The sequence below is a fragment of the Virgibacillus ainsalahensis genome (genome assembly GCF_055380755.1).
On sequence record NZ_AP043943.1, the window covers coordinates 2,210,020 to 2,223,701 of the forward strand.

Consider the following 13,682-nt stretch of genomic DNA (forward strand, 5'->3'; position numbering starts at 1 on the left):
TGTGATCCTCCTTTTATTTTATGCATATGCTTTATTTTTTATGGAAAAGATTCGTATCACTTTGATAAGCGCGTACATAGCTTTACCTAATCTTAGAGATATCATGCAATCAAATGTTGTCATTAGCGTTTCATGCTGGAATAAAGGAGTAACTTGAATATCCGGTTTACATTTCAACATGCTTTTCTCTGCAACAAATCCAGTCAATAACCCTTTTAAACCCCAAATTGCTCCAGTTGCTACGCCAGTTGAACCTGCCTCCCCAGTCCCTCCTTTTGTTATCCATTTCAATTGGTGAACCCGTATATTTTTTAATAAGTTATCTGTAACCTGCATCGATTCTTTTACCTTTTGAAGAATATCACGTAATCTCCCTTGAAAAGATCCAACATTCATTTCCTCCAATCCTTTATTAATATCCATACATTCATTCCGCCTATTTACCTCCTTCTTGAACAGACGGATACCAAACATAGAAATAGCAATTACAGTAGAATGCTCCTCAGGGGTATATGTATAGTTGAATGTAATACTTATTCTTGAAAAAATAACCATTAAAATGATGAAAATTATCATAAGTAAAAGCCACAGCATAGCTACAACCTCCCTTTTAATCATTTTCTTATTCTGCTGCAATTTTCACTTTTTAATCAGGTTTTATTGGGATATTAATCCATGTAGTGCTAGAATAAAAATAGCCTTAGTATAATTGGAGGTAATCACGTGGCAATTCGAAATAAAATATTTTTTTACTACCATACGGATAAAGGCATTGAGGATGAGCTGAAAATATTGTCAGAGGTGGCTATTGAAAATGGTTTTTCTATCGTAGACAACGATGAGGATGCCAATATAATTGTCAGTATTGGCGGAGATGGAGCATTTCTGCAGGCTGTCAGAAACACAGGGTTTCGTCAGGATTGTCTGTACACTGGAATTACCTATTCGGATGAATCTGGGTTATATTGTGATTTTAATTTGGACAATTTCAAGGAAATGTTGCATTCCTTATTACATGAAGAATTGGAAGTTCGCCGATTTCCGATGATTCGTGTGCAAGTGAACAACGATAATTCTTTTCTTTGCTTAAACGAACTGAGTATTAGTTCTGCGATTATCAGAACAATCTCAATAGATGTATTTATTGATGATATGCATTTTGAAACATTTCGGGGTGATGGCATGGTTGTTGCCACACCAACAGGTAGCACCGGTTACAATAAATCAACGAATGGTGCCGTAATTGACCCACTAATTCAAAGTTTTCAAGTCTCCGAGCTCGCATCATTAAATAATAATCGGTACCGTACGCTCGGTTCTTCTTTTGTATTAAGCAAGGACCGCAAGCTGGTGCTGAAAATTATTCAGGATGGAAATGATTATCCAATAATCGGATTGGATAATGAGGCATATCCGATTCAAAATATTAAAGATCTTACCGTAGAATTAAGCGAAAAAGTTATTAAAACGGTAAAATTAAAAAATAATTCGTATTGGAATCGGGTAAAACGAACATTTCTTTAGAAAACTTAGCTTAGGCTATGCTTCGCGTAATAAGAAAGTTTTAAACATTTTTATCTGCAAAGCATTTTCCGTTTACTTTTCACAAATATCAAGGGCTATCCTCAATGAGGATAGCCCTTTTGCCATTATTTATTGAATTTTAATTATTGTTGACCGCCAAATTGTTGTTCAGCCATTTGAACAAGACGTTTTGTGATTTCCCCACCAACAGAACCGTTGGAACGAGAAGTTGAATCAGCCCCAAGTTGAACACCAAATTCCTGAGCAATCTCAGTTTTCATTTGGTCCAATGCTTGTTGAACACCAGGCACTACTAATTGATTGGAATTATTGTTATTTGCCATGTTAGTTCACCTCCTTGGTACACTTATAATGTGTCACAAGAAAGGAATCCATGCATCATAAAAACTGGTAGTTGTTGTTAGATTACGTATAATTTTTCCAATTATCCCGAAGACTCCTTGCAGCAGAATCTCCAGTGACTGAAGTATACGTTATAATAGATCTCCAAATTCAGAGCGATCAGCTTTTTGATCTGTTACTTTCACTACTTCAATACCATTAACTGCTTCTTCAATTAATGCCGTGAAATCCCTGTTTGCTTCAAATTGGTTTGTTTTATCACGTCTTGGCTTTGTTTTTGGTGATTTAGGAACAAAGATTGTACAGCAGTCCTCAAAAGGGAGAATAGAAGTCTCATATGTGTTAATGTCACGTGAAATTTTTATGATTTCCTGTTTATCCATAGCAATTAGCGGGCGGATGATCGGATAATTCGTGACCTCATTAATCGTATGCATACTTTCCATTGTCTGGCTGGCCACCTGTCCAAGATTTTCCCCTGTTGTCATCGAAAGAATCGATTGATTTTCACAAACTCTTTCACTGATTCGCATCATCATACGGCGCATTATTGTCATTGCATAGCCATCAGGCATTTCCCGGAAAATTTCCTGCTGAAGCTTCGTAAATGGAACAATATGCACATTAATGGAATGGCCGTATTTGGTCATTTGTTCAGCCAAATCAAGCACTTTCTGTTTTGCTCTCTCGCTTGTAAATGGGGGTGAATGAAAATGGATGGCTTCTATTTGAACACCACGCTTCATTGCCAAATATCCAGCAACTGGACTATCAATCCCACCAGAGAGGAGCAATAATGACTTCCCTGATGTCCCGACAGGAAGTCCTCCAAGACCTGGAATAACAACAGATGTAATATAAGTTGCTTCCAGTCGCACTTCAACTTTTATCTCCAAATCTGGTTTATGGACATCTACCGTATAGCCTTGTGTATTTGTTAATAAATGTTTTCCCAATAACTGATTCATATCCTGGGAGCGCACCGGAAATTCTTTGTTAATGCGTTTGACAGTAACTTTAAATTTTTCTACATTTTCTCCGTGTTTTAGTGCATATAATGCCCCGCTCTTGATTGCATCCACTTCATTATCTACTTTTATAGCAAGACTGAGACTCTGGATACCAAATATATTTTTACACTTTTCAACGATTGGTTCTGGATCATGTCCATTCAATAAAACAAACATTCTCCCTTGTGTCCGTTTCACTTTTGCATGAGGAAATTGTTTAAGTTTGTGTTGAATATTTTCCTGTAGCCTTGTGATGAATTTTTTTATGTTTTTACCTTTTAATGCCATTTCTCCATAACGAATTAAAATATGATCATATTGCATAATTATCTACTCCAGTACTTCTTTAAATTGATGGATTGAATTTTCAAGGATCTTCAAAAATGTTTCCATTTCGTCTTTTGTATTCTCATAAGATAAACTTACGCGAAGTGCAGATGTGGCACGGTCTTTTTCAAACCCACAGGCAGCGAGGATTTTACTCTCATCCTTTTGTCTTGAGGAGCATGCCGATTTTGTTGATATATAAATATTCTCTTTCCCTAACATATGAATGATAACTTCGGGTTTCACTCCAGGCACAGAAAAATTAACAAGGTGCGGTGCCCCATGGTCAGATGTATTCACCTTCACTCCGTCCATAGCACTTAATTCTTTAAGAAGGTATTCCTTCATTTCGTTTAAATTATTTCCTTCGTTTTTTTCACGTTCTTTAATTAAACGCAGTGCTTTCACCATTGCGACCGCTCCTGCAACATTTTCTGTTCCAGAACGGATTCCCTGTTCCTGATCTCCTCCGTGCAATAATGGAAATAGCTTTATTCGATTATTGACATACAGGATTCCTGTGCCTTTCAGTCCATGAATTTTATGTCCTGAGAATGTACATAAATCAATACCGCTATTTTTTATATCCAATGGTACTTTTCCGAGCCCCTGTACATCATCAACATGGAAAAACAGTTTCGGATAACGACTCGCTATTTTGCCGATTTCTTCGATAGGCTGAACGGAACCAATTTCATTGTTTACATGCATCAGACTGATTAAAATCGTATCATCTTTTATTGCCTTTTCTAATTCCGCTGCTGATACTACACCATTTTGATCAACTGGTAAATAGGTTATTTCAAACCCGAGTAATTCCAGACTTCTGCATGCCTCCTCTACAGAAGGATGCTCAATGCTTGAAGTAATAATGTGTTTCCCCCTGCCCATATGCTCCAGGGCGATCCCTTTAATTGCCGTATTATTACCTTCAGTACCACCAGATGTAAAAACAATTTCGTTTGGAGAAACCTTCAGTATATCTGCAGCTTGTTTTTTTGCTTTCGTTAAAAGCTGCTCTGTTGTTCCTCCAAGCTGATGGATGGAGGAAGGGTTCGCAAAAAACTTGGTGGATACTTGTTCAAAACTTTTCAACACGGACACATCCGGCTTTGTTGTTGCACTATTATCTAAATAAATCATGTTGATATACTCCTTTAGACAAAAGGGAAGGCTGACTTCAGATTGGGATATATCTAATATCCTTTTCCTAATGACAGCCTTTCATCCTTTATTTGCTTTTAATTAACTACCCACAGCTTCGTTTGCTTCAATTCTTTTTAGAGCTCCCGGTTCAATTTCTTCCACTGCTTTAGCAGCTTGTTCCAAAGCTAATTCATATTCATATGACCGGAACAGGCGCTCCGCCTCCACTAATTTGCCTGCCAAAATTGGGTATTGACTGCGATATCTGTTCGCATATTGAATGACTTGTTCCGTTAGATAGGCTTGCTCAAGTACTAACTCTGTCTGTTCCAGTGCATGATCAACAGCTAGTTTGGACTCATATAATGCTGCCTGAACTTTTGCCATATCAAGTGGCTGTTGTTCCAGTGCTTTAATAACTAGTTCATTTTTAGCTGATGCAGTTTCCATCAAATTCCATATAAAAGTCGGTACTCCAGGTATATTACTCTTTTTCAGCTTTCGTCTTATGTCATAAAGCTGGTCACGGATTTCTACTAATTTTTCTTTGGCTTCCAGTTCATCTTTCCTTAAATTATGAATCCGTATTTTAAATTCATCATGCTTTTCCTGCAATGATTCAATTTGGTTGAACCCATCTTCTACCTTTTTTCTTAAGGCGGTATGAGCTGCTTCTGTATTTTGCATATCGTACCATATTTCATCCAATTGATTTTTTAATGAAGCAATTGTTTTTTCTATTGCCAGATATTTTTCCATATCACTATCTTCAACATGATAAGCTTGCCTTAATTGCTCCACTTCTTCTTTCGTATCAAGGAATGTGGTATTTAATTCATTTAATGAGTTCTCATAACTTGGCATCTTTGTTTCCAAATAATTTTTGGCTATTGCTTCTTCTTCCAAAAGATCATATATCTCTTTGATTCTATCCTCGATATCCGTAATTACTTCTTCTATACCGGAAGTATCACCGCTCTCCAATGCACGAACACTATTTAAAAGTCGTTCCTGATATGTATAGATCTCTTTCTCTAATTCAAGTGAATCGATATGATAACCACCAGCCTTCATCTCATTTAGTCCTGAGATTAGATCCTCCAACTGGGCAGGTAAGTCCTGCTTACACTTTTTATATAGTTCAGGAAATATGTCAATCTGTGCCTGGAGATTTTCCGATTCAATCCGAAGCTGATCTGCTATCTGTTTTGCTTCCAAATAATCTCCTGAATCCACTAATTGGTTATATGTAACAAGTTGATCATCTAACCGGTCAATTTCTGATTCAAAATAAGCTTCTGCTTTACCGTATTGATAGCGATTTTGTGAAATTTTTTTACGTAATACTTTTACCTCTGGTTCAATTTCCTCAATTTCTTTACGACTTGATTCTTCCGATTCGACCAGTTCATCGACTTCCTTGAGCAAAACCTCGATCTTTTTCTCTATGGTTTGCAATATCTGTTCAACTTCATTCAACGTCTTTTTTGCTTTTGAGAAACGGTAGCGATCTGCCGCTTCTTCCGCATCAAATAAATGTTCTTCAATATCCGGCAATTCTTTAGTCAAAATATATTCCCATCGCTCTTTCCAACTTTCAAACTTTTCCTGGGTTTCGCCAGATAAATTGAGCTTTTTAATACGCCCAAGCTGTCCCGCAATATTTCTGTCCATAATGTCCATTTTCCAAGATTCATATTTATCGACGACATCATATACCCGTTTTCTTAAAATAAGTCCCGTAATTATAAGTGCGATTATTGCTAGTATAATTCCAATCATGTATCCCATATATATTGCGCCTCCTAACTAATTCCCATATAAGAGGTTGGATGTGCGAAAGCCTCTTGAAGAACAAGTATTTAAAAAATTAACTTCTATAAAATTATATAGTAACTATGATACCATGTTACCAGCATATTTGGCTAAAGAAATACAAAAAAATTGACATTTCGTCAATATTTTTATGGATTTACGAATGAGGAACATTATTTTGCGTAGCCACTCCATTCTGGATAACGATAAAATCAAGCCATTGATGAATGCTATTTACGTATTTTTTTTCAAAAATATTATGGGAATATGCTCCAATTACATGATCCTTCCATTCGCGCTGCAGTACATAAGGTGTTATCAACATACCCTTAAGCTGCATTAATAAAAATTGCTGGTCAAATTCATTTTTTTTCCTGTCATTTCTTTTGAGTGCAGCAAAGAATGTACTGCTGATAAAATAATTTTCCTTTGCTAGATAGGTAACAGCCATCTCCCTTACAAATACGGAATCAAGGGAAAGTTCCCGGTGAATAAAACAAGAGAATTGATGATTACTTTGTTTGTATTGTATAATAGCAGAAATTAATTGTTTTAATCTATCTAATGCAGGTAATGATTCGGATTGATCCAGAGATTCTTCCATTGTAGTTAAATATGCTTCATAATATTGTGTTACTGCATACTCTAGCAGGCCTTGTTTACTTTTAAAATAGTAACTGATCAGTGAAACATTTACAGATGCTTTTTCTGCTATATCTCTTACAGAAGTACCACTGAACCCTTTTTGAAAAAACAAGGAAGATGCAGCGTCAATGACCTTTTTTTGTGAGGGATTTCTTTTCATTTCCATTCAACTCCTTATATGTCTTTTACGACAAATCGGCTGATAATCCTGCAAGTTAATATCGACAAATAATACTGCTGCTGTCAATATTTGTTTGATCTTGGCACAAGCATTAATTATGAAAGGAAAATGTATATGTTTCAAGCCACAGCGTATCCAGAAAAAAAAGTAAAGGATTATGAGCTTTTATTAAAGCAGTTAACGGCTTTAGTAGAAGATGAAAAAGATTCGATTGCAATCCTTTCCAATACCTCCGCTTTATTGAATCAATTTTTGAATGAAATAAATTGGGTTGGTTTTTACATATGGAAAAATGACGAACTCATCCTTGGACCTTTTCAAGGGCTTCCCGCCTGTGTCCACATTGACTACGATAAAGGTGTATGCGGAACCGCAGTTAAAGAACGCCGGACACAGCGTGTAGCCGATGTTAATCAATTCCCTGGACATATCGCCTGTGACAGTGCGAGCAAATCTGAAATTGTTGTTCCGATAAAGGTAGACGGATTTGTTTACGGGGTGCTTGATATCGACAGTCCGACCATAAACCGGTTTGATGAAACAGACGAGGAATATCTTGAAAAGTTTGTACAGATACTGGAAAAGCAATTAACTCTTTAAAAAACCTGACTTTTGCCAAGTCTTTTCGATGGGACTGCGATTACTCGTCCCAAATGTTTTCGATGGGACGAGTAATCGCAGTCCCAAGCGTATAGACAGTCTTCTGGTTAAATTAATTGTTTTCATTATAGATGGTGGCGGTATGCTCTTAGCCGCACATTGATTTCTTCCCTGCAATTAAAAGCCAGTGGCTAATTATTCGGCCACTGGTTCCTTTTTTAAACCTTATATTTCTATTCTATTATAACTTCATTTTTCCTACTTAAATTCCAATAAATAGTCTTATATAAAATCTTTTGTTGACTTCTTACCTTATTCCCTATATACTATTCTTTGTGTAAAATAATAAAGGTAGCCTATGTGTACCGACGTTTGTAGCCATTTTGTTCCTTATTCTATTTAAGGTGTATCGTGTAACTCTCAGCTGCTGGAGCGATGGTACATGAAAACATAATGGTCAGGCGGAATGGAACACGCTCTCTTATTTTATGCAAATAAAATAATAAAGGAGGAAATGTCTTATGGCTCGCTATACTGGATCAGTATGGAAAAAATCACGTCGTCTCGGCATTTCATTAACTGGAACTGGTAAGGAATTAGATAAACGCCCTTACGCTCCTGGTCAGCATGGACCAAACCAACGCAAGAAAATCTCTGAATATGGCCTGCAGCTGCAAGAGAAACAAAAACTTCGTTACATGTACGGATTAAATGAACGTCAATTCCGCACATTGTTTAACAAAGCTGGTAATATGAAAGGTATCCATGGTGAAAACTTCATGATTCTACTTGATTCCCGCCTTGATAACCTTGTATACCGCTTAGGACTTGCGCGTACACGCAGACAATCACGTCAGCTTGTAAACCATGGTCATGTTTTAGTTGATGGTGGACGCGTTGATATCCCATCCTACAGTGTAAAACCAGGTCAAACTATCGGTTTACGTGAAAAATCCAAAAACCTCGATATCATTAAAGAGGCTTTGGAAGTAAACAACTTTGTTCCTGAATATGTAACATTTGATGCAGATAAAATGGAAGGAACTTACTCTCGTTACCCAGAGCGTTCCGAACTTCCAGCTGAGATTAACGAAGCACTTATCGTTGAGTTCTACTCTCGTTAATAAAATCGTTTCGTATAATACAGTAATTAAAACCCTCAGAATCTTATTAATAAGATTCTGAGGGTTTTTTTGGCAGTTAAGAATGTATAAAAACTGGCAGTATATCACTACTTTGTCAGTAAATTTCATTCAGTGGATGCGCTCCTTTTCAACAGGCTGCATCCACTTCTTTATTTTACTGATAGCTGATAAGGAAGTATTTTTTCTTCCCACGACGGATGACAGTGAACTGATCTTCAATCCGGTCTTCTTGTGTTAAGGAATAATCCAATTCCTTCGTACGCTCACCATTTATATAAATAGCCCCATTTTTAATATCTTCCCTTGCCTGTCTTTTGGAAGAGGAAATCTCTGCGTCCACCAACAGTTCAATAAGTCCCCGTTCTTCTTTGACCACTTGATGGGTTGGTACACCCTTGAATCCCTGCTTAATCTCTGGAGCTGACAACTCTTTCAGATTTCCACTGAAAAGCGAGGCTGAAATTTTTTGAGCTTGATTCAATGCTTCCTGACTGTGTACGTCCCTGGTCATTTCTTCAGCCAGACGTTTCTGGGCAGTTCGTTCTTCCGGTTTCGATTTAACTTCATCTTCCAATTGTGCCACTTCTTCTTCAGATATAAATGTAAAGTAGCGGAGGAATTTTATGACATCACGGTCATCTGTATTGATCCAGAATTGGTAAAATTCATATGGTGTCGTTTTCTCAGGATCCAGCCAAATCGCTCCGCCTGCTGTTTTCCCAAATTTAGTTCCATCTGCCTTGGTAATCAATGGGACAGTAAGACCATAAACCTTGATTTCTTGATCGTCATCTCCTCTTGAACGGCGGATCAATTCCATCCCTGCTGTTATATTCCCCCACTGGTCACTGCCGCCAAGTTGTAAAGTACAATTTTCCTGTTCATATAATTTTAGAAAATCCAGGGATTGCAGAATCATATAGCTGAATTCTGTAAAGGTAATCCCCTGTTCAATCCGTGCAGATACAGATTCCTTTGCCAGCATATAATTAATTCCAAAATGCTTCCCTGCATCTCGCAGAAAATCAATGATCGTCATGCTGGCAAGCCAGTCATGATTATTTCTGGAAAGAACGGGATTTTCTCCCTGATCAAAATCGAGCAACCGATCAATTTGCTGCCTGATTTTTTCACTGTATGCATGAACAACAGCTTCTTCATTTAAGGAGCGTTCACTCGTACGACCGCTCGGATCACCAATCATACCTGTTCCTCCACCTACTAAAGCAATTGGTTTATGGCCTGCTTTTTGAAATCTCTTTAACATGGTGATAGGCAGCAGATGCCCGATATGCAGACTGTCCGCCGTTGGATCAAAACCAATATATAAAGTGACCTGATTATCTATCAAATGCTTCTTTAAACCTTCCCTATCCGTCACTTGATGTATTAACCCACGAGTTTCTAAATCCTGTAATATATCCATATCATTCACACTCCATCTGATTTTTTGCATAAAAAAATCCCGTTCCTCAAAAAGGGACGAGATAAACACGCGGTACCACCCTTGTTGCAAATTAATTGCCACTTGGGATTGTTAACGATGTCTCCACCGTTTCTAATAAAAGATAATTAAAGAAATGAAAATGCTCCAATTCTTCACTTATCCATAGAAAATACTCCAGAATGTAATTCGCTAAGGCAAATGTATACCGGCTTACACCGTCCGCCGGCTCTCTTTTATAGGGATCTGCAAAGCTACTGCGTTCCTTCTGCGTAAAATTTATATTATATATATTCTTACCATATTCCTAAAAATAAAGCAATATCTATTTATTTTTTCTACTACCCAAATTCCTCTTATGCTATAATTGAAATGAATTTTGGGAGGTTTTTCGATGGACATAAAAGAAATTTTTTATAAATATAAACAGAAAGTGCAGGAATTATGGAAGGATGGAAAAATCCAACGTTCATCACGCATTACGTATGATGTTTTTTGGAATATTATTTTATTTTTTCTTGTTATTGGTTTTATCGGATTATTTTTCGCCGGTGGTATTGGAGCAGGATATTTCGCTTCGCTTGTCAAAGACGAGCCTGTAAGAAGCTATGAAGACATGGAAGCAGACATTTACGACTATAGTGAAACATCCAAATTATATTTTGCTGGAGAGCAATACTTCGGTGATATTCGTTCAGATATTCACCGGGAGGAAACGGAACTCGAAAATGTGGCTGATGTGCTCATTGATGCAGTTATCGCTACAGAGGATGAGTATTTCGAAGTGCATGAAGGGATTGTACCGAAAGCAATTTTTCGTGCAATGGTACAGGAAGTCACAAATGCCTCTGTTCAAACAGGTGGTAGTACATTAACCCAGCAACTTATTAAAAATCAGGTTCTGACAAATGAAGTTTCTTTTGAACGAAAAGCAAAAGAAATTTTATTAGCATTACGGTTGGAACGCTTTTTTGAGAAAGATGAAATATTGGAAGCCTATTTAAATATTGTCCCTTATGGTCGCGATGTATCCGGAAGAAATATTGCTGGTATACAAACCGCTGCACAGGGAATATTTGGTCTTGATGCAGATGAGGTAAATCTTCCTCAGGCTGCCTACCTGGCCGGATTGCCACAAAGCCCGTCTTCCTACACACCATTTACCAATACAGGTGGTGTGAAGGAAGAAGAAGGATTACAGCCCGGATTAAACCGGATGCAAAGTGTACTGGACCGGATGCTTGATTCCGAGTATATTACACAGGAAGAATATGATGAAGCAAGCAGTTATGACATTGTTGCGGATTTCAGAGAAGACTATCAATCACCAATCGAAACATATCCTTACTTGACATATGCATTGCAGGAAGAAGCAAAGGAGAAACTTACCAAAGTACTTGCCGAAGCGGATGGCTATACCGCAGAAGATCTTAATAATGATGCAGAATTAAAGGAAGAGTATGAAATGAGCGCTGACCGTGACCTGAGAAATAAAGGCTATCAGATTCACTCTACCATCGATAAGGAAATCTATGATGCAATGAAGCAGGTTACGAAAAACTTTGAAAACTTTGGTCCTGACACGGTAACAACTGTTGAATTTGCGGATGGAAAACAGGAAATCAATCAGCAGGTTGAAGCAGGTGCTATTTTAATAGAAAACAATACAGGCAGAATTATTAGTTTCGTAGGTGGCCGTGAATATACAGATGAAGATCAGGTGAACTATGCACTAAATGCACCTAGATCCAACGGCAGTACAATGAAACCTTTACTCGTCTATGGCCCAGCGATGGAAGTAGGCGCGATTCAGCCCGGCACTCCTGTCCTGGATGCGAATTTACCGACAGCGAGTGGCTATAATCCCAACAATTACAGTGGTACCCACTATGGTCTCGTACCTGCGCGGAAAGCTTTATATAATTCCTATAATAATTCCACAGCCAGAATATACGAACAAATAATGGCCGGAAATCCGGTGGAAAAATATCTTGAAAAAATGGGGATTACCAGCCTAGGTGAAAATGAATACGCAAATCCATCTCTTTCCATAGGGGGTACTACAAATGGTATTACCGTCGAGGAAAACGTGAATGCATTTGCAACTTTCGGGAACAATGGTAAATTTGCCGATGCTTATATGATTGAAAAAATAACTACCGAAGATGGAGAGACCATTTATGAAGAGGAAAGTGAACCTGTAGAGGTATTCTCTCCGCAGACAGCCTATTTAACTGTCGACATGATGCGGGATGTTATGGACAAAGGTACAGGAACTTATGTTAATACACAATTAGCGAATCCTGGTGTTGATTGGGCAGGAAAATCAGGTACGGCACAAAATTGGAAAGATGTCTGGTTTGTTGGCACAAATCCAAACGTAACATTTGGTACATGGATGGGCTATCGGTTTGAGGATTCATTATACCGCTCATCTGATCCACAGGGACATAGTCACAGAGTTCAGCGATTTTGGGCTCAATTGATCAATAATGCGGCAGAGGTGAACCCGGAATTAGTTACACCGTCATCCCCCTTCCAACAACCGGAGGGAATAGTCTCACGCAGTTACTGTGCAATATCAGGAATGCTTCCATCAGATCTTTGTGAACAGGCTGGTTTAGTAAAAACCGATCTGTTTAATGCAAACTTTGTACCAACGGAATCAGATGATAGTTTAATACGGGGAAACAATCTAATTGTAGACGGGCAAGCAGTATCTCCAGGATCAAATACACCTAGTGAATTCGCCGATAGTAATGGCCTGACATTTAACCCGGAATTCCTGGCAAGAAAAGGCTATGATAGGCTTAACAGCATTACACAGCTTTATCCGAATACAAATAGAGACTTGTGGGAAAAAATTGGAGCACCTGGCTCAAGCAGTGGAGGAACGATTGAAAATGATGGTAATCCCCCATCCCCTCCTGCTTCCTTAAATGTATCAGGAGGCAACTTAACCTGGAATCAGTCAAGCAATTCAGATGTTGTCGGTTATCGAATATTCAAAGCGTCGGGACCGGAAAATGATTTCAGTCTGGTTGGCGACACTACAGGTACAAGCTACTCTATAGATAATAATAACGCTGTTTATCATGTAAAAGCTGTTGATTACTTTGGCTTGGAATCTTCCGCCTCAAGTCAAGTTATTGTCGGTGAACCGGAGGAACCAGAAGGCGATACTCCAGATGATGAACAAGACAGCAATGAGAATAACACAGAAGAAAATAATGAGGATAACAGTAATCCTACAGATGAAGAAGCAAACAATGAAAGTAATAATAGTGAAGATAACAACAGTAATAATGATGAGGAAAACGAAGAAGAAAATAACGATGGAAATAATGAAGAAAACGATGAAAGCAGCGATGATAACAATAGCTCAGATTAGAAAACTAAACATTGCTTGTAATCATATGAATTCTTTTTTGAAGGAGCCCGTTTATGTACAAAGGGCTCCTTCTTTTGTCCTCATTATTTTT

At 37.9% G+C, this 13,682-nt stretch carries 11 protein-coding genes and 1 other annotated feature; of the genes, 4 read left to right on the forward strand and 7 right to left on the reverse strand.

Annotation, left to right across the window (positions count from 1 at the left end):
• Positions 1 to 18 precede the first annotated feature (18 nt).
• Positions 19 to 594, reverse strand: a complete 576-nt coding sequence (locus ACZ427_RS10785) for a DUF2953 domain-containing protein (RefSeq protein ID WP_461179383.1) — start codon at positions 592 to 594, stop codon at positions 19 to 21.
• A 129-nt stretch (positions 595 to 723) separates the two neighbouring features.
• Here ACZ427_RS10785 and ACZ427_RS10790 point away from each other — a divergent pair, with 129 nt between their 5' ends.
• Positions 724 to 1,524, forward strand: coding sequence for an NAD kinase (locus ACZ427_RS10790; RefSeq protein WP_461179384.1), 801 nt, complete (start codon positions 724 to 726; stop codon positions 1,522 to 1,524).
• Positions 1,525 to 1,667: 143 nt separating this feature from the next.
• On the opposite strand, the gene ACZ427_RS10795 is transcribed toward ACZ427_RS10790, so the two are convergent.
• The 5 genes from ACZ427_RS10795 to refZ all read right to left on the reverse strand — a co-directional run bounded on the left by ACZ427_RS10795 (position 1,668) and on the right by refZ (position 6,990).
• Positions 1,668 to 1,868 carry a small, acid-soluble spore protein, alpha/beta type gene (locus ACZ427_RS10795; protein WP_461179385.1) on the reverse strand — a complete coding sequence of 67 codons (201 nt, stop codon included), beginning with the start codon at positions 1,866 to 1,868 and terminating at the stop codon, positions 1,668 to 1,670.
• Positions 1,869 to 2,018: 150 nt separating this feature from the next.
• Positions 2,019 to 3,221 (reverse strand): tRNA uracil 4-sulfurtransferase ThiI, encoded by a 1,203-nt coding sequence (gene thiI / locus ACZ427_RS10800; protein WP_461179386.1) that lies wholly within the window; start codon positions 3,219 to 3,221, stop codon positions 2,019 to 2,021.
• Between the two features lie 6 nt (positions 3,222 to 3,227).
• Positions 3,228 to 4,367, reverse strand: a complete 1,140-nt coding sequence (locus tag ACZ427_RS10805) for a cysteine desulfurase family protein (RefSeq protein WP_461179387.1) — start codon at positions 4,365 to 4,367, stop codon at positions 3,228 to 3,230.
• A 102-nt stretch (positions 4,368 to 4,469) separates the two neighbouring features.
• Positions 4,470 to 6,161, reverse strand: coding sequence for a septation ring formation regulator EzrA (gene ezrA, locus ACZ427_RS10810; protein WP_461179388.1), 1,692 nt, complete (start codon positions 6,159 to 6,161; stop codon positions 4,470 to 4,472).
• A gap of 181 nt (positions 6,162 to 6,342) precedes the next feature.
• Positions 6,343 to 6,990: a forespore capture DNA-binding protein RefZ gene (gene refZ, locus ACZ427_RS10815; RefSeq protein WP_461179389.1), complete on the reverse strand. Its 648-nt coding sequence runs from the start codon at positions 6,988 to 6,990 to the stop codon at positions 6,343 to 6,345.
• A gap of 135 nt (positions 6,991 to 7,125) precedes the next feature.
• On the opposite strand from refZ, the gene ACZ427_RS10820 reads away from it, so the two are divergent.
• Both ACZ427_RS10820 and rpsD read left to right on the forward strand, forming a co-directional pair.
• A complete protein-coding gene (locus tag ACZ427_RS10820) occupies positions 7,126 to 7,611 on the forward strand; it encodes a GAF domain-containing protein (RefSeq protein WP_461179390.1) in 486 nt (161 codons plus the stop codon).
• A 521-nt stretch (positions 7,612 to 8,132) separates the two neighbouring features.
• Positions 8,133 to 8,735: a 30S ribosomal protein S4 gene (rpsD, locus tag ACZ427_RS10825; RefSeq protein ID WP_461179391.1), complete on the forward strand. Its 603-nt coding sequence runs from the start codon at positions 8,133 to 8,135 to the stop codon at positions 8,733 to 8,735.
• Between the two features lie 175 nt (positions 8,736 to 8,910).
• Here the strand turns inward: rpsD and tyrS are convergent, their stop codons facing one another.
• Complete coding sequence (tyrS, locus tag ACZ427_RS10830; protein WP_461179432.1) at positions 8,911 to 10,182, reverse strand: tyrosine--tRNA ligase; 1,272 nt, start codon at positions 10,180 to 10,182, stop codon at positions 8,911 to 8,913.
• Positions 10,183 to 10,231: 49 nt separating this feature from the next.
• Positions 10,232 to 10,480 (reverse strand) — a binding site (T-box leader).
• A 114-nt stretch (positions 10,481 to 10,594) separates the two neighbouring features.
• Between tyrS and ACZ427_RS10835 the strand changes: the two genes are divergently transcribed.
• Positions 10,595 to 13,591, forward strand: a complete 2,997-nt coding sequence (locus ACZ427_RS10835) for a transglycosylase domain-containing protein (protein WP_461179392.1) — start codon at positions 10,595 to 10,597, stop codon at positions 13,589 to 13,591.
• The last annotated feature ends 91 nt before the right edge of the window (positions 13,592 to 13,682 follow it).